Below are 23018 nucleotides of genomic sequence, written 5' to 3'. Positions count from 1 at the left end.
ACCTGCTGTCACGATCGGGCACGACTGTCGCCAGCTTCGGGCCGCCGAAGTGGGCATCATCGCTACATACACTTCATGCATCAGTGCAAACAATCTGCTATCCTCGCGACATGGTGAGACAACGGAGCGCGGTGGTCCCGCCCGAGGTCAGCGCCACCCTGCGGCTTGCTCGCAAGGAGCGCGAGATGTCGATGGACCGCGCCGCGAAGGCAGCACGGATCAGTACCAGTCTGTGGACGCAGGTCGAGAACGGCACCCAGTACAAGCGCGGGCAGAAGGTCCCGGCCAGCACTACGGCCGAGACCCTGCAGGCCATGGCGGAGGCCGTCGGGCTCGATGCCGCGCCGTTGCTCGTGCAAGCGGGATTGGAACCCGCCGAGGTGGAGCAGGTGGCGGCGCCGCAGGCCGGTGGCATCGTCGACCTGTCCGGTCTCTCCGAGGGTGATCTGCGGATTGTTGCCGCCTACGTCAACGGGATTCGGGCGGCGCGGCGCAGCTGATCAGGATCTGGAACGACGAATGCCCCGCCGGGCGGCAGGGCATTCGTTGTATTGGCCGACGATCAGATCCGGCGATCTAGGACGGGCAGTTGACCGTGTATTCCCATTGGGTGTCGTCCATGCCGCTGACGCGGACGGTCACTGTTGTCGTCGAGCCCGCGGGGAGGGAGACGACCGCGGAGCCGGTGCCCTGGTTGAGGTTGTCGCCGATGTAGCCGGTGTCGAGTACCTGGCCGCCCTCGTAGAAGACCTGGATTCGGTCGGGGATGTTCAGGGTTTCGTAGGACAGGACGAACGAGGTCGGGCCGGTGACGCCGAGTTGGTGCGTGGTGTTGGTGACGCCCTCGCCGCCGGACTTGGTCGATGTGTTGCACGGCTGCACGCTTTCCGACGAGCCGCCCGAGCTTCCGCCGAGGATGCCGCTGCCGGTATCGAGTAGGTCGCCGAGAATTCCGCTGCCGGTGTCGATCACGCCACTTCCGGTCGTGCCGCTTCCGGTGTCGGCGCCGGCCAGGCCGGGCACCATCAGCAGCGACCAAGCCGCCGCCAGTGCGATAGCTATTGTCTTCTTCAACGCTTCCTCCACACCACTTCTCGCCAAAGGATCATCAGGTGAAACGCGTTGGGCGGCCGCATGATCGCCACCCGAGCTGGGGGTTCGAAATCCCCTGTTTGCCAGTCGCGTGGACTGGGCACAGAAGTTCTAACACGCGTTTCGGAGGACGAGGAGCGGTCGAAATTCGGGCAGCGATCTGTTCAGATGCCAGTGAGTTGCCGCAATTTTCCGGCCGAAGTATTGGCGCCGTGGCAACACTGGATCGACAGTCCATAACAGCCTAGGCAACTTCTTAGCTCGTGGAACAAAACACCGGTCGGTAGACCAAGTTGGCACGAAATTGACTGCGCCGCAATGATTCAGCAAACTGTTTCATCGAAAATGAGTAATCTCACAGCGAATTCATGTAACGGAGGGGCCCAACCTATCGATGCAGGCCCGAATCCGGTGTCCGGAAACGACGAAATGCCCCGCCGAGTGGCAGGGCATTCGATGTATCGCCGGTAATCAGTCGGCCGGGTCGGTCTCCGGCTCCTCGGCACCCGCGGAGCCCGTGGCCAGCGCCTCGAGCAGGGCGGCAAGGCCGGAAGCGGAACCGGTGTCGGCGCCGGTCTCGGGCTCGGGCTCGGTCCCGGTGTCACCATCGGCATCGGTCTCGGTGTCGGTGTCAGCGCCGGCCGAGCCGGTCGCCAGGGACTCGAGCAGCGCGGCCAGGCCGTCCGCCGAACCGGTGGTGGCCTCCTCCTGACCGCCACCGGTCTCCGGCTCCTGGGCGGTAGCCACGCCGGTGCCGAAGATTGCCAGACCTGCCGCGATGGCGATGCCGAAACCGAGCGTCCGGAACTTCTTCATGAAGTGCAACCCCTTGGTAGTGAGCATGAATGCCGACGTTATTGCCGACTGGAAAGTTCTAACACGACCCACTGAGCCACCCCAGCCCGCATAATTCGGGGCATTAGCCAGACATATGCTGAAAGTTTGCCAGAATCGGGCAAGGCGACCAACCCGGCGTGAGGATTTCACTTCGGTCCTTCGTCACGTGATGCTCGGGCCACGCTGACCGGCTTCGACCGCGGTAAACCCGCTGGATAACAAGTCGAGAGTGAGGGTGCGTGGACTACGCGCGCGGATGAACGGCAGGGGCCAAAAGCCGACTCAGTGCCGAATTTCGGTGATTACCCAGCTACCCCTGTTGTAGGCCATGATTGATCTCACGGCGAAAAGGTGTAACACGCAGGCACCGCGAACACGATTATTATCGCGATACTTTGCGCGCACACGGACTAGATCGAGCGAATCCAGCTCAGTCTTTGCCGAACCGCTGGAAGGCTGCCTGGCGCGACGTGTCCAGCGCCATTCCGATAACCGTCCAGGAATCACCTGCCGCATGCGCGGCTTTCACCGCATCGCGCAACTCGGCTTCTGCTGCCGCAACTTGTTTGCGGGCTTCGATGATTCGTCGAAAGTGTTTGGCATCCCGAGCAGGTGAGTCCTGCGGTTCGAGGCCTTCCAATCCGGAGCTCGACTCCTCGATCACAGTCTTCGACTTGGGTTCAATTGCCTGGGCAGCACGGGACTTGGCGGGCTGCCGCGTGACACGAGGCTTGATGGTCTTGACGTGAGATACCGCACCGATCGGAGTGCGCACCGGGCGCTTGGTCGTCCCCTTCTTGTTCTTGGTCGTAGACATATGCATCACCTCAGATACTCGAACTCCACGAGTCGCAGAGCGTTGTCCCATGCGTGAATGATGTCCGCGTCGGCCACTCCGTGCTTGCGGGCCGATTGCGTAATCTCCACGTGTCAAGACTACCTTTACAGCAACCACTGTCAAGACTGTCTTTACAGCAGCTGTCCGGCCGGCGCTGTCAAACGCAACGGGCCGCACATCCTTGTGGATGTGCGGCCCGTGGGGAACCGGGGCTCAGCGCAGGGTTGCGGTGAGGTGGGGGTAGCCCTTTTTGGGGTTGAGCATGGAGAGGTCCCAGCCGGAGCCGACCTGGTCGGCGTAGACGTTGACCGAGGACGGGAGGAAGACCGGCTTGCCGAATTTGACCGTGTAGGTGGTCTTTTCGGGGACGCGGCCCTCGATGGTGGCGAGGATGTTCGCGGCCGACCACATGCCGTGGGCGATGGTCTTCGGGAAGCCCATGGCCTTGGCGCCGAGGCCGGAGACGTGGATCGGGTTGTGATCGCCCGAGGCGGCGGCGTAGCGGTTGATCATCTTCTGATCGACGCGCTGCACGCGCAGCGGCGGCGGGGGAACCACGTCGGCGGGTGGCTCCGACTTCGGGCCGCCCGACAGCGAGGTGCGCTGCTGGTGCAGGAAGGTGGTCACCTGACGCCAGACCAGCTCGCGACCGACCCGGATCTCCGTGATCGCGTCGACCAGCAGGCCTTTCGGGTGCTCGCGCAGGTTCTCGATGTGGGCGGAGAAATCGAGCGGCTCGGCGACCGAGATTTCGCGGGTGCGCTCGATGACGTTCTCGAAATGCACAGCGCCCACCGCGCTGAACGGGAAGTCGCGGGCGACCACCAGTTGCATCGCCAGCGGGAACGCCAGGATGAACGGGTACGTCAGCGGCAGGGTGTCGCTGAAGCGCAGGCCGGTGGCGTGGCAGTACGCCGCCAGGTGGTCGGGGTCGACCTGGAAACCGTCGAGGACGACGCGGCGGTCCGGCAGGGTCGGCTTGCGACCCGACAGCGGGCCGGGCAGCGGGACGGCGCCCAGCGCCGCCTTCGCGTACAGCCCGCCGTTCTTCGGAACCTCGGAGAGGGTGATCGTCTGGGTCATCAGGCGCCGATCAGGCTCTGTCCGCAGACGCGAACCACGTTGCCGCTCACCGCGTTCGACGCCGGGCTGGCGAAGTAGGCGATGGTCTCGGCGACGTCGACGGTCTGGCCACCCTGCAGCAGCGAGCTCATCAGGCGGCCCGCCTCGCGGGTGCCGACGGGGATGGCTGCGGTCATCGCGGTCTCGATGAAGCCGGGGGCCACCGCGTTGATGGTGATGCCCTTCTCCGCGAGCAGCGGGGACTCGGCGTCGACCATGCCGATGACACCGGCCTTGGAGGCGCCGTAGTTGGTCTGGCCACGGTTGCCGGCGATGCCCGCGATGGAGGACACGTCGATCACGCGGCCGCCTTCCTTGAGCACACCCTTGGCGACGAGGCCGGAGGTGATGCGGTGCGGGGCGGCGAGATTGACGTTGATGACCGAGTTCCAGCGGCCCTCGTCCATGTTCGCGAGCAGTTTGTCGCGGGTGATGCCCGCGTTGTGCACGACGATGTCGATGCCGCCGAAACGCTCGGTGGCGAACTCGGCGAGGCGCTCGGCGGCGTCGGGGGCGGTGACGTCGAGGGCGAGCGCGGTGGCGCCGACCTTGTTGGCGGTCTCGGACAGGGCCTCACCCGCGGCGGGGATGTCGGCGACGATGACGGTGGCGCCGTCACGGGCGAAGACCTCGGCGATGGTGGCGCCGATGCCGCGGGCGGCACCGGTCACGACGGCGACCTTGCCTGCGAGCGGCTTGTCCCAGCTGGCCGGGGCGACGGAATCGGCCTTGCCGACCCGGATGACCTGGCCGTCGACGAAGGCCGACTTGCCCGAGAGCAGGAAGCGCAGGGTCGACTCGAGGCCGGTCGCGGACGCGCCCGCCTCCGGGTGCACGTAGACCAGCTGACCGGTGGCGCCGCGCAGCAGCTCCTTGGCGATCGAACGGCTGAAGCCCTCGAGCGCGCGCTGGGCGATCTGCTCGTCGACCGAGGCGGCCAGTTCCGGGGTGGTACCGATGACCACGACACGCCCCGAAGGTGCGAGGTTACGCATCGCGGGCTGGAAGAATTCGAACAGCTGCGAAAGCTTGTCGATGGAGTCGATGCCGGTGGCGTCGAAGACCAGCGCGCCGTACTTGGTGCCCGAGTCGAGCGAGTCCGCGACGGTGTAGTCCGACAGCAGCGCGCGGATCGGCTCGGCGAGACGGCCCTTGCCGCCCAGCAGGACCGGGCCGGGAAGTGCGGGCTCGCCTGCCTTGTAGCGGCGCAGCTGCGCCGGCTGGGGCAGACCCAGCTTGCTCGCCAGGAACGCGCCGGGGGCGGAGTGGATGAAGGATCCGTAGAGGTTGGGTGCACCCTTGCTCTTGGCTGCCACTGTTCCTACCTTCACATTTGCGGGTTCGGTGTCGACAATGAACTTACTCCAGAGTAAGTTATATGTAAACCGATCACCCGACGAGACCATGGAGAACTCGAGTGACAAGCAAAGCCCGTTCGGCGAAGACCCCGGCAAAGACCGCGAAGACCCAGCGCCCGGTCGCGATCGTTGGCGGTAACCGAATCCCGTTCGCTCGCTCCGACAAGGCCTACGCGAAGGCGTCGAACCAGGACATGTTCACCGCCACCCTGGACGGGCTGGTCAGCCGGTTCGGGCTGCAGGGTGAGCGCCTCGGCATGGTCGTCGGCGGCGCGGTGCTCAAGCGCGTCGGCGAGCACAGCCTGATCCGCGAGAGCGTGCTCGGCTCCAAGCTCTCGCCCTACACCCCGGCCCACGACCTACAGCTCGCCTGTGGCACCGGCCTGCAGTCGGTCGTCACCGTCGGCGACGCGATCGCCATGGGACGCATCGAGTCCGGCATCGGCGGCGGCGCCGACACCACCTCCGACGCGCCGATCGGCGTCAGCGAGGACATGCGCGAGTGGATGCTCACGGCCAACCGCGCCAAGTCCAACAAGGACCGGCTCAAGCTGGTCGGCCAGCTGCGTCCCTCGATGCTCGGCATCGAGATCCCGCGCAACGCCGAGCCGCGCACCGGGCTGTCGATGGGTGAGCACGCCGCCATCACCGCCAAGGAGTTCGGCATCGCCCGCGAGGCGCAGGACGAGCTGGCCTACCTCTCGCACAAGAACATGGCCGCCGCCTACGACCGTGGCTTCTTCGACGACCTGATCACCCCGTTCCTCGGCCTGACCCGCGACGACAACCTGCGTCCCGGCTCGACCGTGGAGAAGCTGGCCACCCTGAAGCCGGTGTTCGGCACCAAGCTGGGCGACGCCACCATGACCGCGGGCAACTCGACCCCGCTCACCGACGGCGCGTCGGCGGTGCTGCTGTCCAGCGACGAGTGGGCCGCCGAGCGCAAGCTCCCGGTGCTGGCGCATCTGGTGGACTCCGAGGTCGCCTCGGTCGACTACATCCACGGCCCCGACGGCCTGCTGATGGCGCCCACCTACGCGGTGCCGCGCATGCTGGCCCGCAACGGCCTGACCCTGCAGGACTTCGACTACTACGAGATCCACGAGGCCTTCGCCTCCGTGGTGCTCTGCACGCTGGCCGCGTGGGAGTCCGACGCCTACTGCAAGGAGCGCCTCGGCCTCGACGGCGCGCTGGGCTCGATCGACCGCAGCAAGCTCAACGTCAACGGCTCCTCGCTCGCCGCGGGCCACCCGTTCGCCGCGACCGGCGGCCGCATCGTCGCCTCCACCGCGAAGATGCTGGCGGAGAAGGGATCCGGCCGCGCGCTGGTCTCCATCTGCGCCGCGGGCGGCCAGGGCGTCGTCGCGATCATCGAGCGCTAGTCACTCGCTGACATACGACAACGGCGGGTGGTTTCCGGTTTCGGAAGCCACCCGCCGTTGTGTGTGTCAGCGGCACATCGGGTTGGGGTGCGGCTGCGAGGAACCCCAGGGGCCGCAGATGAGGAGCTTGATGAAGCCGAGGGGGAAGTCGATGAGGGCGGAACCGGTGCCGGCGGAACCTGATTCGGCGATGACGGCCGGGGTCGCGGGGGCGGCGACAGCGGGGGACGCGCCCGCGGCGATACCGGCGACGGCCGCGGTGGCGACCAGGATGCGGATCATACGACGTTGCATGACAAGCCTTTCGAGAACAACTGATCAAGATCTGACTGCTACATCGCTCGTCTCAATCTGATTGTTATACATAGCTTTTCGGGGCTTGACGATTCCAATTCACGACTGGTCGTTCTAGTTCGCGCCGATGGCGGTGGCGAGCAGCGGCCAGGAGTTGTGGAGGTCTTGTTCCCAGTACTTCCAGGTGTGGGTGCCCGCGGCGCGGAAGACGGTCTGGGCGGGGATGTTCAGTTCCTGGAGGCGGGTGGCCAGGCGCTGGGTGCAGAGGTTGGCCGCGGCCTCGATGGCGCCGCCGAGGAGGATCTGGTCGGTCATGCCGATGACCTTGCCGGGGCTCGCGCCCGGCGGGAGGGTCTCGGCGATGCCGGGGAGGCCGGTCGCGCTGGAGAGATAGATCGCCTTGTCGCGCAGGCGTTCCGCGTTGAGGTACGGGTCGTTGGCGCGCCAGGCGGGGTCGCCGGGCGGGCCCCACATGTTGGCTGGGTCGGCGCCGGCGCGGGCGAAGACCACGTCGACGTAGGCGCGGCCCATCGGGTCGGCGACCGAGGCGCAGCCGCTGTAGGCGCCGACGGCGCGGTAGCGGTCGGGGGCGGCGATGGCGAGGTTGAGGACGGCGGTGGCCGACATCGACAGTCCGGCGATGGCATTCACACCGGTGGTGTTCAGGGTGGCGTCGATGATCGGCGGGAGTTCTTCGGTGAGGAAGGTCTGCCACTTGTTGCGGCCGAGCTTGGGATCGTCGCGCTGCCAGTCGGTGTAATACGAGAACTTGCCCGCGGCCGGGGTGACGACATTGACGTTCTTGTCGGCGAAGAACTGCACGATGTCGGTCTGGTTGTACCAGTTCGCGACGTCCTCGCCACCGCCCGCGCCGTTGAGCAGGTACAGGGTCGGGCGCGGGACGCTGGTGTCGTGCGCGGTGATGACCTGCAGCGGGATCACCCGGTCCATCGACGCGGAGTACACGTGCAGCGTCTGCTGACGCTGCCCCGGCCGCTCGACGCGGTCAAGACGCGAGGCGTCGGCGCCCGCGGTGCCGATCGCGGCGACCGACAGCAGCACCAGCGCCATGGCCGACACCGCGACGGCGCGGGTACGGGTGAACACGAACATGAATCCTCACTACAGATGGGGCGATACCGGCGAACCCAGAACGCCGGGACGGCAGCGCGAGACCGTCCCGGCGACCAGGTGCTACGCGATCAGCTACCGATCAGATTGCGCAGCACGTCGGAGATGATGTCGCTCATCGAGCCGGTGGAGCTCAGCTGACCGTCGGAGGAGCCGAGGCCGTTGTCGCCGAGGCTGCCGATCACGGTCTCGCCCGCATTGGCGCCGCGCGCGGTGAAACAGGCCGTGAGGCCGGGCATTTCGTTGCCGACACCCACGGTGCCCGCGACGCCGACGCCACCGCTGGTGATCATCTGACCCGCCTTGACGCTGTCCGGCACCGGGTAGGTGATGGTCAGGGTGACCGGGTTGCCGGAGTTGACGAACCAGCCGGTGCTGGTGACCTTCCATCCGCCCGCGTTCGGCTCGGGGGTGACGTCCTCGGTGACCTGGCCGCCGATCGCGTGGTAGGCGGTGATGGTGGTCTTGGTCGGGGCGCCGAAGCCGACCGGCGGGAAGTCGGTGATGGTGTTGACGTAGGGATTGCCGATCCCGGTCGTACCGACGACCACCTTGTAGGTCACCGAGGTGCCGACACCGATCTGCTCGGCGCTGGCGGTCTTGTCGTAGACGTGCGTGATGCCGACGGTGCTGACATCCCGCTTCTCGGCGTGGCTGCTGACCGCGCAGGAGCCCGCCGCGGCGGCGACGCCGGAACCGAGAGCGACGCCGACACCGGCGACGACCAGAGCGGTGGTGGCGACGCCTGCGGTGATACGCGAAGTCCGGATCATGATTTTCCTCCAAGCCCCGGCGAAGTCGGCCGGGACGAATTCCTCATCGAGTGGTCTATCCCCCCTCTGACCAGAAGGTATCCGGAGGACTGGACGGTTGTCCTGGAAAAGAGGAACGTGTTGCTATTTTTGTGGAACATTGGCGTTTTACTCTTTGGGCGGGTGTTTGGCGGGTACCATCCGGACTTTTTCGGCCGATCCGGAATCGCCCCGAACAGCGACCACCGGCCTCCCGTCGGGCGACGGAAGGCCGGTGGTGAGCGTCAAGAGGCCTCGACGGGCTACTTCTCCGGCAGCTCGTTGTGGCCGCCGAACGCCTTGCGCATCGCCGAGAGCATCTTGTCGGCGTAGAGGGCCTCACCGCGCGAGGAGAAGCGCTGGAACAGGGCCGCCGACAGCACCGGAACCGGCACTGCGGTGTCGATGGCGGCGTCGATCGTCCAGCGACCCTCGCCGGAGTCCGACACGCGACCGCTGAACCCGTCCAGGTTCGGGTCGGCGTACAGGGCGCCCGCGGTGAGGTCGAGCAGCCAGGACGCGACGACCGAACCGCGGCGCCACACCTCGGTGATGTCCGGAATGTCCAGGTCGAACTGGTAGTACTCGGGGTGCTCGAGCGGGGTCTCCTCCGCCGAGTGCTCGCCGCCGCCGTGGTCGGCGCCCATGTTCGCGTGCTGGAGGATGTTCAGGCCCTCGGCGTAGGCGGCCATCGCGCCGTACTCGATGCCGTTGTGCACCATCTTCACGAAATGGCCCGCACCGGCCGGACCACAGTGCAGCCAGCCCTGCTCGGCCGGGGTCGGCTCGCCGGTGCGACCGGGGGTGCGCGGTGCCGCGTCTACACCGGGGGCGATCGACTTGAACAGCGGCTCGAGGTAGCGCACCTGCTCCTGTTCGCCGCCGATCATCAGGCAGAAGCCGCGCTTCAGGCCGAACACGCCGCCGGAGGTGCCGACATCTAGGTAGTGAATGCCCTTGGGCGCCAGCGCCTTCGCGCGCTTGATGTCCTCGTGGTAGCGGCTGTTACCGCCGTCGATGATGATGTCGCCCGGCTCGAGCAGCTCGGCCAGATCGTCGACGACGGCACCGGTCGCACCGGCCGGGACCATCACCCAGACGACGCGGGGCGCGTCGAGCATGGCGACGAATTCCTTCAGGTCGGTGCTGCCCTTGAAGCTGTCGCCGAGCTCCTTCTCCAGCTCGTCGATGTGACCCTGATGGCGTTCGTGACCGACAGCGGTGTTCCCGTCCCGCACGATGCGGCGCACGATATTGGCGCCCATCCGGCCGAGGCCGATCATTCCCAGCTGCATCAGTTCTCCCTCGTTGTCCGGTACCTGGTGTCGAGTCTCACGTCAGATTGTCCCGGGTGGCCCCACCAGCCCGCAGGGCGGCGTCCGTGGGCGCCGCGAAACTCCTCGGAAACAGGCTGTAACGCCCCGGAACGGGCGCCGATAAACAGATCGGCTCCGTGTAGTTGCCAGACCCCCGACCCGGCAACTACGCGGAGCCTTCCTGTTGCCAGGGTGCCGAGGGCGACGAACACCATTACCCTTGGCCGGGGCCCCGCAAACAATGGGGCCGGGCGCACCTGATCAAGGACGACGCCATAACACCCAACGGAAGGACCTCCGTGCCCAGCGAGTCGAACGCCGGACAACCGGCCGACCGGAGGGGCGAGGTCGGACTACGCAAGCTGCTCGAAGCAAATCGCACTTTCGATGCCGACACCACCGCCCTGCCCACCCAGCCAATCACCACCGTGACCCGCGATCGCTGGTCGCCCGCGCCCCCACCCACCGGCGCGCAGCCGCCGACCGGCTCCGACATCCCCGAGCTGACCAAGCGGATCGGCATCGCCGTCGGCGCCGTTCTCGCCATCGGCACCGCGGCCTACCTGGCCGACCTGGCGCTCAGCGCCGGTGACGTGCCGCGCGGTGTCGTCATCGCGGGCGTCGACGTCGGCGGGATGGACAAGGCAGAGGCCGACGCCTTACTGCACAGCCAGCTCAGCCCCAAGGCCGATCGCCCGCTCCCGGTCCGCATCGGTGACGTGCGGGCAACCATGGTGCCCTCCGCCGCCGGTCTCGCCGTGGACTGGGACCGCACCTGGGACGCCGTCGGCGACCAGCCGATCAACCCGGTGACCCGGCTGATCTCTCTCTTCGGCTCCCGCGACGTCGGGGTGGCGAGCACGGTCGACGCGGCCGCGCTCGATCAGCAGCTCGCCGGTTTCCGGGTGCACGACAACCCGACCGTCGAAGGCACGGTGCGGTTCGAGAACGGCAGGCCGGTCGCGGTCGCGCCGGTGCCAGGCCGGGTGCTCGAGACCGACGCCGCCCGCACCACGATCATCGAGCGCTGGGCTTCGAGCAACGAACTGGACCTGCCGGTGGTGGCCGCGCCCGTCGCGGTGCGCAACGAAGCGGTGCAGGCCGCGCTGCGTGACATCGCCACCCCCGCCGTCGCGTCGCCGATCACGGTGAGCGGCAAGGATTCTCGCGCAGTGCTCGCCCCCGAGCAGATCGCGAGCGTGCTCAGCTTCGTTCCCGACGGGAACGGCGGACTGGCGCCGAAGATCGACAACGACGCCGTGATCGCTGTGCTCGCACCGCAATTGGCGGCCTCCGAGGTGGAACCGAAGGACGCCACCTTCACCGTCGGCGCCGGCAAGCCGACGGTGGTGCCCGCCGTGGTCGGCAACAAGGTCGACTGGCCGAAGACGCTGGAGAAGCTACCCGCGTTGCTGGCCAAGCCCGGCGACCGGACAGCCGAGGCCGTCTATCAGCGCATCGAGCCGAAGCTCACCACCGAGGCAGCCACCGGGCTCGGCGTCAACGAGATGGTCGGCCAGTTCACCACCGGTGGCTTCAGCGGCCCGTCCGGCGTGAACATCCGCACCGTCGCCGCGAAGGTGAACGGCGCGGTGGTGAAACCGGGAGAGACGTTCTCGCTCAACGAGTTCACCGGTCCGCGCACCGCCGCGGAAGGCTATGTCGAGTCCGGCATCATCGACAAGGGCAGGCCGAGCACCGCGGTCGGCGGCGGCATCAGCCAGTTCGCCACCACGCTCTACAACGCGGCCTACTTCGCAGGCATGGAAGACGCGGGCCACACCGAGCACAGCTACTACATCTCACGGTACCCGGCGGCGCGCGAAGCCACCGTGTTCGACGGGGCGATCGATCTGGCGTTCCGCAACAACAGCACGTCCGGTATCTACATCGAGACCGTCGCGACGGGTTCGGACATCACCGTGCGGCTGTGGGGCACCAAGACCGTCGAGGTGGAGTCGATCACCGGCGAGAAGTCGAAGCCGACCGAGCCCACCGAGATCACCCTGCCCAAGGGCAAGGACTGCATCGCCTCCGAGGGCGCGCCCGGGTTCACCATCTCCGATACCAGGGTGATCACCGATCGCAAGACCGGCGCCCAGGTGTCGCGGCACACCAGGACGGTGAAGTACGACCCGATCCCGATCGTGAAGTGCGAGTGAGGGTTTCCTAGCAGTTGCAATCGCAGCCGCAGTCGCCGCAGCAGCCGTCCTCGCCACAGCAGCTGCAGCAGTTGCCGCAACACTCTCCACAGTCGCAGCAACTGCCGCAGTCGCACCGCTTGGCCCAGGCTTCCTTCTCCTCGCCGGTGCACGGGCTGGTGTGGTCGGCACAGCAGGCCACACCGGTGCAGTAGACGCCAAGGATCAGCCCGCCCGCCTTCAGTGGGCCGGGCCGGTTCGGGCGCCGACCCGGCGGGGAGGGGAACTGATAGGGCGAATGCCGCTGGGCGACAGTCGAAGTGCGGCAGACATGGCCGACCGCTAGCCCGAGCCCCTGGCCGAGGCGGCGCAGCAGGGCCGACAGCGGGTCGAGCAGTGCCCAGCGCACCGTCGGGAGCTGGTCGAGCTCGGCTTCGGCGGCGGCGTGGCGGATGGCTGTTTCGCTCTCGCGGACCAGGTGGTAGGCGCGGGGCATATCGGTGCCGGTGGCGTCGAGGGGGTTGAAGCGGCCGCGGGCTCGGTCGCGTTCGAGGTCTTCGATGGCGTCGGCCAGGTGGGCGACGCGGCCGACGTGGCGGCCGATCTCCTGTAGTGCGACAACGTTTTCCGGGCGACCGGCCAGCGTCGCGGTGTGACCGAACAGGGTGGCGGTACAGAGTTGAGTCGGGCCGGTCAGGTCATCGAGGGTGATCTCAGCCAGGGGCGATATGCCTGTACCTGCTGCCCGCGTCTCGAGGGCCGACTGCGTGGCGATCGCGGCCAGCATCGGCTGCACGTCGAGGCCGATCTGCGCTGCCTGCTCCTGCGCACGGGCCGCCCAGGTTGACGACACCCGGCGCATGGGCCTGCGGGCGAGCGCGGCGGCGTCCCCGTCGTCGACATGATCGCGAATCTTAGCCGCCCCCAACAGCAATGACGCCGTCGCGGCCAGCTGCACCCCCGGCGCGTTCGCCGCGACCACCGACGCCCGGCGCATGCCGCGCAGCGGGCATGGTCCCGCGGTGGTGCGCGCGCCGGCATCGCCGGTTTGGGCTTCGGTGAGCACGCTCAGCACGATCGCGTCGGTATTGGTCGCGGCGCGGGCCAATTGACCGTGGCCGTCGCGCAGACCCAGGCACAGGCCGCACATGTGCGCCTGCCACTGCCCCGGATCGATGCCATATTTCGCCGCGCCGTGCGCACACGGCTTCAACACACCGAACACTTCCCGCCCCGTCTGTCATGGATCTTCTAGCCGTGCACGATGGCAGGCCGACGGGGTTGCCGCAAGCGCTACTCCGGTTTCTTGCGACCTGCCAGGCCGCGCCAGGCCAGATCGTCGAGGAGGTCGACCGCCTCGGCCACTTCGATCCGGCCGCCCGCGACCCGGTCGGCGATCGCCTCGCCCGCCCCGATCACCGCCGCGGCGACGACTTCGAAATTGGTCCCTGGATCGGCGTGCTTGGCACTGGATTCGAGCAGTTTCGCGGTGAGCTCGATGACGCGTTCGCGCGCGTTATCGATTTCCGAGGCGAAAGCTTGCTGGCCGATTGCCTGCCGGTAGAGCACCTGCCAGGACTGGCGGTTGCGGTCGACGAAATCGAGGAAGCCCTCGAGTGCCGTGCGGACCTGCTCGTGCGGGGTGAGTTGCGGGTTGCCCGCGGGCGCGACGGCCTCGATGAAGCGGAGGCCCTCGCGCTGGATGCAGGCGCGGAACAACTCGTCCTTGGAGCCGTAATACAGGTAGAGCATGGGCTTGGAGATCTTCGCCTCGGCCGCTATCGCGTCCATCGAGGTGTCGTGGAAGCCCTTGCGCGCGAACACCTCGACAGCGGCGTCGAGCATCTGTTGCTCACGAACCGCCCGGGGAAGTCGCTTCGTCCCGCCTGCCATCCACTCTCCTACCGCAGGGTGAACCCCTATCTTACTCCAAGGTAAGATCAGGGGTACCCATTTGCCACATAGTCGCCGGACGCCTCAGCAGCCCAGCGGGGCGCCCTTGTAGCGCGCCATCCGCAGCACCGAGGCGTCGACCCGGTCGGCGGGCAGTTTGCCACTCGCCACCGACTGTTCCAAACGGTCGAGCACCTGGGGCACCGCGTCGGTACTGATCCACAGGGCATTGTCGGCGCCGGCGACCAGCGAAGCCTCGACCGCGTCGGCGATCGACATGCGGGCGGTGATGGCCGCCATGCCACCGAGATCGTCGGTGAAGATCGGGCCGTCGAACGGCGGCGCGCCGTAGCCGGTGCCCTCACGCAGCAGCGTCATCGCGGCCGGGCTGATGCTCGCGGGCACATCGGGTTCGGTCAGCCCCGGCACGTCCAGGTGGCCGACCATCACCGCGGCGCCGGAGTTCACCAGTTCGCGGAACGGGACCAGGTCCTTGTCCTGCAACTCCGACAGCGGCGGCGTGCGGACCGCCCCGGTGTGCGAGTCACCGGAACCCGAGCCGTGACCGGGGAAATGCTTGATGACCGAGCCGAGGCCGACCTCGTTGGCCGCGCGGATGTAGGCGCCGGCGTATTCGGTCACCACTTGCGGGTCGTCGCTGAAGGAGCGGTCACCGATGACGCTGTCGTCGGGCTGGCTGCTCACGTCGACACTGGGGGCGAAGTTCACCGTGATACCCAGGTCTTTCAGCGACTGCGACCTGGTCAGCGTGTTTTGGTAGTACTGGTCCGCGGTTTGGGTCTGGGCGATCACGCGGGCCGACGGGATCGCGCCGATCACGTTCTTCGCGCGCGAGACGCGGCCGCCCTCCTCGTCGATGGTCACCATCAGCGGCGCCTTGGCCAGCGCCTTCACGGCGTCGAGCTGGGCCTTGTCCATCAGCCCCGGATCGGTCCAGCTGCCGATGAAGATGCCGCCGACCTGCTCGGTGGTCACCACATTCGTGGCGTCGGCAGAGCCGGTGATGCCGACGGTCAGCAGCTGGGCGAGTTTCTCGCGCTGGGTGAATTTCGCGAGATAGTCCGTGCCACATGGGCTTTGGGCTGGGGCGCCCGTCGCGGGCGCATCCGCGGGGGACGACGTGGGAAGGCCGGTGCCGGTCGCCGCGGTGGTCGTCTCAGGCGACGAACCTCCCGAACAGGCGGTGGTGACGGCGGCCAGGACTGCGAACACGACCACAGGCGATTTCCGCATGTGCTCCACGGTAGCCGGGTTCGCGGCGGAACCGCGTCACCGGTGTGCGATTGATTCGCCGAAGGCGGGGGTAATCTGTGGGAACAGACGCTGGACCAGCGCAGGAGGTCGTCATGGCTTGCGATCGGATGCTCATCGCCTACGACGGTTCCGAACACGCCAAGCGCGCCGTCGAGTACGCGGGCCGCTTCCTCTCCGCCGAGCGCGCGATCCTGCTCACCGCCTGGGAGCCGATGGTGCGCCAGGCCGCCCGGATCTCCGGGCTGGCCGGGGTGATGCAACCGGACTGGGTTCCCGACGAGGAGATCGAGGACATCGCCTACACCGATGCCCGCAAGATCAACGCCGAGGGCGTGCACCTGGCCAAACTGGCCGGAATCGATGCCGAGCCACGGACCGTCGAGTGCACGACCACGATCTGGAACGCGATCGTCGACTGCGCCGACGAGCTCGATGTCGACATCATCGTCGCCGGTACCCGGGGCTCGACCGGGCTGCGCGCGCTGCTGCACAGCAGCGTCGCCGAGGCGGTGCTCAAGCACGGACACCGGCCGGTCTTCCTGGTGCCGCCCGAGCACTGAGAGTTCGCTCGCTCCGCCGACCGGCGGGGGTGGTGCCGGCGTTATGGTCGAAGCACCATGGAACCGTTCCTGCTCGCTCGACCTGATGCCGTGCTGGTGGCCACGGGTGTGCGCGCGTCCTACTCCGACCCGCGGCAGGCTGTCGCGGCGTTGCGTGGCTGGCAGGACGGGGCTGACTACAGCGCGGCGGCCGAGTCCACACCGCGATCCGGCGAGTCGCCGGTTCCCAGCCGGGGACAGCGGCACATCGACGAACCGGCGCCGAGGCTGATCGTCGGAGCACTGCCGTTCGATCCGAGGGAGCCCGCGGCGCTCTGGCAGCCCGAGACAGCGGTGCACACCGCGGGCCCGTGGCGGCCTGCGGCTTTGCCGGAGCTGCCGGACGTGCGGGTCATCCGCGAAATACCCAGTCCCGCAGAGCACATCGCGCGCGTGACCAAACTGGTCGAGCAGCTCGGCGACCCCGCGAACGAGTTGCGCAAGGTCGTGGCCGCACGCAGCATGGTGCTCGAAGCCGAGGCGCCGCTCGATCCGGAGGTGCTGGCCGGGTACCTGCTGACCAGGCATCCGACGGCGAGTGTGTACGTGGCCGACCTGTCGGTGGCAGGCAGGCCCGGCGAGATCCTGCTCGGCGCCACCCCGGAGGTGCTGGTCGCGCGCCACGGTGCCCGCGTCAGCCTGCGGCCGCTGGCGGGCACCCTCCCCCGGCGCGCCGATCCGGAGGCCGATGCCGCGCAGGCGCGCGCATTGCTGTCGAGCGCCAAGAACCACGACGAGCACGCGTTCGTGATCGAGTGGATCAGGCAGCAGCTGGAACCGGTCTGCGCCGAACTTCACATTCCGGACGCGCCGGAACTGCTGAGTACCGGACAGGTCTGGCACCTGGCCACGCCTATCCACGGCGTGCTGCGCGACCCGTCGACGACGGCGCTGGACCTGGCGTTGCTGCTGCATCCGACACCGGCCGTCAACGGGACGCCCTTCGGCGCCGCGCTGGACGCGATCGTCGCCGACGAACCACAGCGCGGTTTCTACGGCGGCGCGGTCGGCTGGTGCGCCGACGACGGCGACGGCGAATGGGTGGTCGCCATCCGCGGCGCCGAGCTCGCGGCCGACCGCCGCACGCTGCGGGCGAGTGCGGGCGGCGGGATCGTCGCCGCCTCCGATCCGCGGGCCGAGCTCGCCGAGACGACCGCCAAATTCCGGACGCTGCTCGGCGCGCTGGATTGCCACGTGCCCGAAGACTGACCTGAAGGGCCGCACCTGCTAGGTTGGCCGCAGTACCACCCCGGCGTCGAGCGTATTGGAGTGCGCGATGAAGTTTGCTGTTCCGGCTGTTGCCAGCGCGGTCGGCGGCGCCCTGCTGAGCGCAATCGCCGTCTTCGCGATCACGGCAGCGGTGCAGCAGAACACGGCGCCCTCGATCGACCGCAGCGGTGACAAGGACTCCTCGCTGCTCAACGCCCCTGAATACGGCAGCCGCTGAGTCCGACGCCGGCGCGTCACGCCCCCTATCGGGGCAACCGGACACGGCTCCACTGGGTTGGCGCTGGTTCGTCGGCACGGTCGTAGCCGCCTTCGTCCTGACGTTCGCGCAGGCGCCAGGGCTCACCGTCGCGGACACCAAATACGACCTCGCCCAGAACCCGCTGGGTTTCCTCGCGCGGGCATCGCACCTGTGGAGCAGTCAGGCTCCGATGGGCCAGGTGCAGAACCAGGCCTACGGCTACTTCTTCCCGCACGGCACCTTCTTCTCCGCCGGGCATCTGCTGAACCTGCCCGCGTGGGTGACTCAGCGCGTCTGGTGGGCGCTGCTGTTGCTCGCCGGTTTCTGGGGGATCGTCAAGCTGTGCGAGACGCTGGGGATCGGCGCGCGCGGGTCGCGGGTGATCGCCGGTATCGCGTTCGCGTTGTCGCCGCGGGTGCTGACCACGCTCGGCTCGATCTCCTCGGAAACGCTGCCGATGATGCTGGCGCCGTGGGTGCTGCTCGCGCCCGCCGCGCTGGGTGTCGCGGTGCGGAATCGACGGGGTGCGGGGGAAGCTGCGCCCGGTGAACGGGAACCGACAGCGACCACGCACAGCGACCAGGGTGCGGCGAGCCACCGCGACCAGGGCTCAGCAGCGAAGACGCACGGTGACCGGGGTGTGGGCAAGTCGGTTCGGGCTGTGGGGCGTGGTGGTGCGCTCTCTCCGGCCGGTAGTGCGCTCGCGCTGGCCCTGATGGGCTCGGTGAACGCGGTAGCGACGGTGGCCGCGTTCCTGCCCGCCGCGCTGTGGTGGGCCTCGTACCGGCCGAATCGGCGGTGGTGGCGGTTCACGGCGGCCTGGATTCCGCTGCTGGTGCTGGCGACGTTCTGGTGGGTGGTGCCGCTGCTGCTGCTCGGCAAGGTGAGCCCGCCGTTCCTCGACTACATCGAGTCATCGGGGGTGACGACGCAGTGGGCCTCGCTGAGCGAGGTGCTGCGTGGCACGGACAGCTGGACGCCATTCGTGTCACCCGAGCGCATCGCGGGCGCGGTGCTGGTCACCCAGCCCGCGGCGGTGCTGGCGACCGGGCTGCTCGCTGCGGCGGGTATGGCTGGGCTCGCCAAGTCGTCGATGCCGTATCGGGGTCGGTTCGCGTTGATCCTGCTGGTGGGTCTGGCGGGGATCTGCGCCGGATACGTCGGTACGCTCGGTGGCCCGTTCGCCGAGTCGGTGCGGGTGTTCCTCGACTCGGGCGGCGCCCCGCTGCGCAATGTGCACAAGCTGGAGCCGCTGATCCGGCTGCCGCTGGTGATCGGCCTGGCGCACCTGCTCGGCCGGGTGCCACTGCCCGCCTCGGTGCCGCTGCGGGAGTGGCGCAATACGTTCGCCCACCCCGAGCGGGACAGGCTCGTCGCCGTCGCCGCCTTGATCCTGGCCGCGCTCGCCCTCGCCACCTCGCTGGCGTGGACCGGCAAGCTCGCACCGCGCGGCGCCTACGACGAGGTGCCCGCGTACTGGACCGAGACCGCGGACTGGCTGGCCGACAATGCCGCCGACACCCGCGCGCTGGTCGTGCCCGGAGCGCCGTTCGGCAGCCAGATCTGGGGACTCACCCGCGACGAACCCTTGCAGGCCCTGGCGAGTACGCCCTGGGCCGTGCGCGATTCGGTCCCGTTGAACCCGCCGGGCACCATCCGCGCGATGGATTCGGTGCAGCGGCTCATCGCCGACGGCAGGCCGTCGACCGGACTCGCCGCCACCCTCGCCGACCAGGGCATCGGAGTTCTGGTGCTGCGCAACGACCTCGACCCCGAGACCTCCCGATCGACCCGGCCGATGCTGGCGCACCGCGCGATCGAGGGGTCGCCGGGGCTGACGAAAGTCGCCGAATTCGGTGACCTGATCGGGCCGCGCGCGGCGGACGCCGGGCTGGTCGTCGACAACGATCTGCAACCCGCCTATCCGGCGATCGAGATCTACCGGGTCGAGGTGCCCCCGCCGGGCACCCCAGCCGATGTGCGCAGCGGCACCGGCGCGCCGCCCGGGTTCCCCGGCGCGTACACCGTCGCACTGGATTCGGTGCCGGTCGTCCAGGGCGGCCCCGAAGTGCTGGAGCGGATCCGGCGCGATACCGGAAACCCCACGGCCCCCGTGCTTCTCGCTGCCGATGCCGCGCGGGCCGGGCTGCCGCCGAAACCGACGCTGCTGACCGATACGCCGATGGACCGCGAGACCGACTTCGGCCGGGTGGACAATCACAACTCCGCGGTGCGCGCCGCCGACGACGCGCGCCGCACCCACAATCTGGTGCCCGACTACCCGGTCGACGGCACGCCGCTGGTGCGCGGCGAGTGGTCGGGCGCGAAGGTCACCGCGTCCAGCTCCGCGGCCGACGCCACCCAGATCGGTGGCTCGGCGCCAGGAAGCTCCACCGCCGCCGCGGTGGACGGTGATCCGAGCACCGCCTGGATCAGCAACGGCGCCGAATCCGCACTCGGACAATGGCTCCGGCTCGATCTCGACATGCCGATCACCACCGGCTCACTGCGCTTCACCACCACGGCGGCCGCGCTGGGCGATCCGGTGAAGTGGGTGGAGGTCCGCACCTCGCGTGGCACCGTGTCGGCGCGGATCACCGAACCCGGTGCGCCCGTGACGGTTCCGCTGCCCGCGGGCAAGACCGACTGGGTGATGATCACCGCAGCGCGCACCGAGACCGGCACCAGCGGTGGTCAATTCGGGATCAGCGAGCTCACCCTCGACGACTACACGGTGCGGGACGCGCCGGTGCGTGTGGATATCCGGCATCGCGTCGTGCTTCCCGATGTCGCGCCGGGCACGAAGGTCACCGGATGGGATCTCGGGCAGGAGTTCCCCGGCCGCAGTGCATGTTTCGACGGTCCCGACCGGGTGCACTGCAGCAAGGGCCTCGGGCTGCCCGCCGAGGAGCCCGGTGTCTTCGGCCGCACGCTCTCGGTCCCCGAACCGCTCACCGCCACCACCGAGCTGACCGTCCGCACCAGGCCAGGCCCCGCGCTGGAGGCGCTGCTCACCGACCACACCCGGCCGGTGGCGCGCGGCAAGGCCGATGTCGCCGACCTGCGCGGCGCCGCGTTCGCCGCCACCGACGGCGATCCGAAGACCACCTGGACCGCACCCGAATCGACCGTCCGCGGTCTCGCGGGTGCCAAACCCACACTGGTGCTGGAACTTCCGGAGCCAACCGAGGTCACCGGGCTCGACCTCACCACCGCGCTCGGCGGATTGCCCGCGACCGCCACCGCCGTCATGGTGAACCTCGGCAACGGTCCGCAGTTCCGTGAACTTCCCGAGCGCGAACACGGCGAGCCCGCCCGGATCTCGCTGTACCCCACGGTCACCGACCGCGTCGAGATCAGCATCCAGAGCTGGAACGAGGTGCTCGACCGCACCGCGCTCGGCTTCGTGCTCTCCCAGCCCGCCGGACTCGCCGAGGTGGAGGTACTCGGCCCCGAGTACCCGGCGCCCGCCGCGGGCGATCGGCTCGTCACCATCGACTGCGCGGACGGGCCGGTGATCGCGATCGGCGGCCGCACCGTGCACACCACCATCACCGCTACCGCCGACGAACTCCGTTCCGGCGCACCGGTTTCCGCGCGAGCGTGCATGGAGGACGCGGCCGATATCGAGCTGCTGCCCGGGCATCCCGACCTCACCGTCGTGCCGACCGAGCTGTTCACGGTCGACCGGCTGCGGTTGATCCGCACCGATCCGATCGCGCAGGCCCCCACCGCGCCCGGCACGCGGTTGCTCGTCCTGCCGCTCAGCACGAATGTCGGCTGGGAGGCGCACACCGCCGACGGGCGGGAGCTGTCGCCGGTGGTGGTCGACGGCTGGCAGCAGGCGTGGGTCGTCCCGGCGGGCACGACCGGGGAGATCACCGTGTCGTTCCCGGCCGACCGCTGGTACCGGCTGGCCATCTTCGGCGGTCTGCTGCTGTTGATTCCGCTGGTGCTGCTGGCGATTCCGCGGCGGCGCGAGATGGCCGATACCGGTCCGGCGCCGGTGACGTGGGGTGTTCGGTGGGCCGCCGCGGTCGGGCTGACGGGTGTGGTCACGGTGGTTTCGGGGCCGGTGGGCGCGGTGTTCACGCTGATCGCGCTGGGTTGTAGTCGCTTCCGGCCCGCGCTGACGGCCAAGGCGCTGCCGTGGGTGGCCGGGCTCGGGACGTTGATCTCGGCGGCCGTGCTGTCGACGGGGACCTGGCGTTCGGGGACGCCTTATATGGGTGGCTCGCTGTGGGCGCAGGCGCCCGCCGTCATCGCTGTCATCGCGGTCGGCGTCGCGGCGCTACCGCGTCGACGGCGCTGAGGCGTGCTGCTTGGCCTGCTTGCGAGCGGCCGCCGCCTTGTCCACGCGCCGGGCCAGCCGACGTGCCGGGTCCTCGATCAGGGCGAAGCTCGCGGCGGCGAGCGGCATGGTCAGCGCGGTGGTCAGCACGAGGACATAGCCGAACTGGCCGCTGAACGGCAGGATGCCGAACACCGGGAAGACCATGGTCAGCACGACGAGGTGCCAGAGGAAGATGCCGTAGGACCAGCGGCCGAGGGTGAGGGCGGTCGGCGATTCGAGCCAGCGGTGCGGTGGCGCGTCGGCCGGGCGCAGGACCAGGGGGGCGAGCAGACCGAACCCGATGATCATGCCGAGCAGCATCTTCATCGCGTACTGCCACGGCTCGGCGCGTTCGAGACCGGCCGGACCGCCGAACTCGGTCGCCGAGACGAGGAACGCGGCCAGCGCCAGCGTCCACATCAGCGGCTGTGACGAGAACAGCCTGCCCCACCAGGTGCCGGGCCTGACCTGGTGGATCAGCTCGGCGAGCACCATGCCCGCCGCGAACCACGGCAGGTAGCCGGGCAGCCAGTTGTCGGCGTGGATGGCGTCCGGCGTCGGCACCGGCCACAGGTTCCAGGTCAGGCTCACCGCGATCAGCCCGCAGAGCACGGGCACCCGCCTGCGGGCCGCCGGGCCACGCAACCACACGATCGACCAGGCCAGCAGCGGCAGCACCAGATAGAAGGCCACCTCCACCGACAGGCTCCACATCTGGGTGAGGCCCTCGGTCAGCGTCAGCGGGACGAATACCTGGAGCAGGAACAGATTCGACACCCACACCCGCAGGTTCGCCGACTGCGCCGCGCCGGGCAGCAACAGCAGCACGAACACCACGACGGCCCAGTACGCGGGCACGATGCGCATCAGGCGATGCAGCAGGTAGCGGCCGGTCGTCGGCGCGGCGCCCATGCCGTGCGCCACCGCCGCGTGCGGGCGCCACAGCAGGAAACCCGACAGCGCGAAGAACACGGCGACCGCCATGTCGAAGCGCTCCAGGATCGGGCCGAGCACCGCGACCTTGCCGGTTCCGGTCTGGAACGCGACATGGGTGAGCAAGACACCGAGCGCGGCCATCCCACGCATGCCTTCCAATGCGGGAATGAAGGCGCGCGGAGCGGGAACGGGGGCGGTGGCGGTTGTCATCG

20 protein-coding genes are annotated in these 23018 nt (G+C 68.7%); 7 read left to right on the top strand and 13 right to left on the bottom strand.

All coding sequences use genetic code 11. From position 1 onward, the window contains the following. Positions 1-110 precede the first annotated feature (110 nt). Complete coding sequence (locus ACWF82_RS12550; protein ID WP_452500658.1) at positions 111-500, top strand: helix-turn-helix domain-containing protein; 390 nt, start codon at positions 111-113, stop codon at positions 498-500. A gap of 76 nt (positions 501-576) precedes the next feature. Here the strand turns inward: ACWF82_RS12550 and ACWF82_RS12545 are convergent, their stop codons facing one another. The 5 genes from ACWF82_RS12545 to ACWF82_RS12525 all read right to left on the bottom strand — a co-directional run bounded on the left by ACWF82_RS12545 (position 577) and on the right by ACWF82_RS12525 (position 5205). Then, positions 577-1074 carry a hypothetical protein gene (locus ACWF82_RS12545; protein WP_452500657.1) on the bottom strand — a complete coding sequence of 166 codons (498 nt, stop codon included), beginning with the start codon at positions 1072-1074 and terminating at the stop codon, positions 577-579. Between the two features lie 489 nt (positions 1075-1563). After that, on the bottom strand, positions 1564-1935 hold the full coding sequence (locus ACWF82_RS12540; RefSeq protein WP_452500655.1) for a hypothetical protein: 372 nt from the start codon (positions 1933-1935) through the stop codon (positions 1564-1566). 424 nt (positions 1936-2359) lie between these two features. Beyond that, positions 2360-2746 carry a hypothetical protein gene (locus ACWF82_RS12535; protein ID WP_452500653.1) on the bottom strand — a complete coding sequence of 129 codons (387 nt, stop codon included), beginning with the start codon at positions 2744-2746 and terminating at the stop codon, positions 2360-2362. Positions 2747-2980: 234 nt separating this feature from the next. Further along, positions 2981-3850 carry a MaoC family dehydratase gene (locus ACWF82_RS12530; RefSeq protein ID WP_378854912.1) on the bottom strand — a complete coding sequence of 290 codons (870 nt, stop codon included), beginning with the start codon at positions 3848-3850 and terminating at the stop codon, positions 2981-2983. Next, positions 3850-5205: a 3-oxoacyl-ACP reductase gene (locus ACWF82_RS12525; RefSeq protein WP_452500652.1), complete on the bottom strand. Its 1356-nt coding sequence runs from the start codon at positions 5203-5205 to the stop codon at positions 3850-3852. Before ACWF82_RS12525 ends, ACWF82_RS12530 begins: the two co-directional genes overlap by 1 nt. A gap of 101 nt (positions 5206-5306) precedes the next feature. Between ACWF82_RS12525 and ACWF82_RS12520 the strand changes: the two genes are divergently transcribed. After that, positions 5307-6629 (top strand): acetyl-CoA C-acetyltransferase, encoded by a 1323-nt coding sequence (locus ACWF82_RS12520; protein WP_452500650.1) that lies wholly within the window; start codon positions 5307-5309, stop codon positions 6627-6629. A gap of 66 nt (positions 6630-6695) precedes the next feature. On the opposite strand, the gene ACWF82_RS12515 is transcribed toward ACWF82_RS12520, so the two are convergent. From ACWF82_RS12515 to gnd, 4 genes are all read right to left on the bottom strand, one after another. Next, positions 6696-6923, bottom strand: coding sequence for a hypothetical protein (locus ACWF82_RS12515; protein WP_452500648.1), 228 nt, complete (start codon positions 6921-6923; stop codon positions 6696-6698). A gap of 114 nt (positions 6924-7037) precedes the next feature. Beyond that, entirely contained in the window at positions 7038-8036 is a 999-nt protein-coding gene (locus ACWF82_RS12510) for an alpha/beta hydrolase (protein ID WP_452500647.1), read from the bottom strand. Positions 8037-8125: 89 nt separating this feature from the next. After that, complete coding sequence (locus tag ACWF82_RS12505) at positions 8126-8827, bottom strand: hypothetical protein (RefSeq protein ID WP_452500645.1); 702 nt, start codon at positions 8825-8827, stop codon at positions 8126-8128. A gap of 281 nt (positions 8828-9108) precedes the next feature. After that, positions 9109-10140, bottom strand: coding sequence for a phosphogluconate dehydrogenase (NAD(+)-dependent, decarboxylating) (gene gnd / locus ACWF82_RS12500; protein WP_452500643.1), 1032 nt, complete (start codon positions 10138-10140; stop codon positions 9109-9111). Between the two features lie 320 nt (positions 10141-10460). Here gnd and ACWF82_RS12495 point away from each other — a divergent pair, with 320 nt between their 5' ends. After that, positions 10461-12323 carry a VanW family protein gene (locus ACWF82_RS12495; RefSeq protein ID WP_452500641.1) on the top strand — a complete coding sequence of 621 codons (1863 nt, stop codon included), beginning with the start codon at positions 10461-10463 and terminating at the stop codon, positions 12321-12323. Between the two features lie 7 nt (positions 12324-12330). Here the strand turns inward: ACWF82_RS12495 and ACWF82_RS12490 are convergent, their stop codons facing one another. The 3 genes from ACWF82_RS12490 to ACWF82_RS12480 all read right to left on the bottom strand — a co-directional run bounded on the left by ACWF82_RS12490 (position 12331) and on the right by ACWF82_RS12480 (position 15449). Next, complete coding sequence (locus ACWF82_RS12490; RefSeq protein WP_452500640.1) at positions 12331-13518, bottom strand: DUF5685 family protein; 1188 nt, start codon at positions 13516-13518, stop codon at positions 12331-12333. Between the two features lie 77 nt (positions 13519-13595). Then, complete coding sequence (locus ACWF82_RS12485; protein WP_022566692.1) at positions 13596-14195, bottom strand: TetR/AcrR family transcriptional regulator; 600 nt, start codon at positions 14193-14195, stop codon at positions 13596-13598. 84 nt (positions 14196-14279) lie between these two features. Further along, positions 14280-15449, bottom strand: coding sequence for a glycoside hydrolase family 3 N-terminal domain-containing protein (locus ACWF82_RS12480; RefSeq protein ID WP_452500638.1), 1170 nt, complete (start codon positions 15447-15449; stop codon positions 14280-14282). Between the two features lie 113 nt (positions 15450-15562). Here ACWF82_RS12480 and ACWF82_RS12475 point away from each other — a divergent pair, with 113 nt between their 5' ends. From ACWF82_RS12475 to ACWF82_RS12460, 4 genes are all read left to right on the top strand, one after another. Then, positions 15563-16030: a universal stress protein gene (locus ACWF82_RS12475; protein WP_452500636.1), complete on the top strand. Its 468-nt coding sequence runs from the start codon at positions 15563-15565 to the stop codon at positions 16028-16030. A gap of 57 nt (positions 16031-16087) precedes the next feature. Beyond that, the gene (locus ACWF82_RS12470; RefSeq protein WP_452500634.1) at positions 16088-17278 is read left to right on the top strand and encodes an isochorismate synthase; all 1191 of its coding nucleotides are present in this window, start codon (positions 16088-16090) and stop codon (positions 17276-17278) included. A 67-nt stretch (positions 17279-17345) separates the two neighbouring features. Continuing rightward, positions 17346-17516 carry a DUF2613 domain-containing protein gene (locus tag ACWF82_RS12465; RefSeq protein ID WP_022566695.1) on the top strand — a complete coding sequence of 57 codons (171 nt, stop codon included), beginning with the start codon at positions 17346-17348 and terminating at the stop codon, positions 17514-17516. Further along, a complete protein-coding gene (locus tag ACWF82_RS12460; protein WP_452500757.1) occupies positions 17497-21849 on the top strand; it encodes an alpha-(1->3)-arabinofuranosyltransferase in 4353 nt (1450 codons plus the stop codon). The genes ACWF82_RS12465 and ACWF82_RS12460 overlap by 20 nt, the downstream gene beginning before the upstream one ends. Here the strand turns inward: ACWF82_RS12460 and ACWF82_RS12455 are convergent. Next, the gene (locus ACWF82_RS12455) at positions 21829-23016 is read right to left on the bottom strand and encodes an acyltransferase family protein (protein ID WP_452500633.1); all 1188 of its coding nucleotides are present in this window, start codon (positions 23014-23016) and stop codon (positions 21829-21831) included. The genes ACWF82_RS12460 and ACWF82_RS12455 overlap by 21 nt on opposite strands. Positions 23017-23018: the final 2 nt, after the last annotated feature.

Source organism: Nocardia sp. NPDC055053 (assembly GCF_053608285.1).
This window is presented reverse-complemented; position numbering and strand designations above follow the sequence as displayed.

Excerpts from the sequence above, each read along its gene's own strand:
- ACWF82_RS12550 (WP_452500658.1), top strand. The coding sequence starts at position 111 with ATGGTGAGACAACGGAGCGCGGTGGTCCCGCCCGAGGTCAGCGCCACC.
- ACWF82_RS12540 (WP_452500655.1), bottom strand. The coding sequence starts at position 1,935 with ATGCTCACTACCAAGGGGTTGCACTTCATGAAGAAGTTCCGGACGCTC.
- ACWF82_RS12535 (WP_452500653.1), bottom strand. The coding sequence starts at position 2,746 with ATGTCTACGACCAAGAACAAGAAGGGGACGACCAAGCGCCCGGTGCGC.
- ACWF82_RS12530 (WP_378854912.1), bottom strand. The coding sequence starts at position 3,850 with ATGACCCAGACGATCACCCTCTCCGAGGTTCCGAAGAACGGCGGGCTG.
- ACWF82_RS12515 (WP_452500648.1), bottom strand. The coding sequence starts at position 6,923 with ATGCAACGTCGTATGATCCGCATCCTGGTCGCCACCGCGGCCGTCGCC.
- ACWF82_RS12510 (WP_452500647.1), bottom strand. The coding sequence starts at position 8,036 with ATGTTCGTGTTCACCCGTACCCGCGCCGTCGCGGTGTCGGCCATGGCG.
- ACWF82_RS12505 (WP_452500645.1), bottom strand. The coding sequence starts at position 8,827 with ATGATCCGGACTTCGCGTATCACCGCAGGCGTCGCCACCACCGCTCTG.
- gnd (WP_452500643.1), bottom strand. The coding sequence starts at position 10,140 with ATGCAGCTGGGAATGATCGGCCTCGGCCGGATGGGCGCCAATATCGTG.
- ACWF82_RS12485 (WP_022566692.1), bottom strand. The coding sequence starts at position 14,195 with ATGGCAGGCGGGACGAAGCGACTTCCCCGGGCGGTTCGTGAGCAACAG.
- ACWF82_RS12480 (WP_452500638.1), bottom strand. The coding sequence starts at position 15,449 with ATGCGGAAATCGCCTGTGGTCGTGTTCGCAGTCCTGGCCGCCGTCACC.
- ACWF82_RS12475 (WP_452500636.1), top strand. The coding sequence starts at position 15,563 with ATGGCTTGCGATCGGATGCTCATCGCCTACGACGGTTCCGAACACGCC.
- ACWF82_RS12470 (WP_452500634.1), top strand. The coding sequence starts at position 16,088 with ATGGAACCGTTCCTGCTCGCTCGACCTGATGCCGTGCTGGTGGCCACG.
- ACWF82_RS12465 (WP_022566695.1), top strand. The coding sequence starts at position 17,346 with ATGAAGTTTGCTGTTCCGGCTGTTGCCAGCGCGGTCGGCGGCGCCCTG.
- ACWF82_RS12455 (WP_452500633.1), bottom strand. The coding sequence starts at position 23,016 with ATGACAACCGCCACCGCCCCCGTTCCCGCTCCGCGCGCCTTCATTCCC.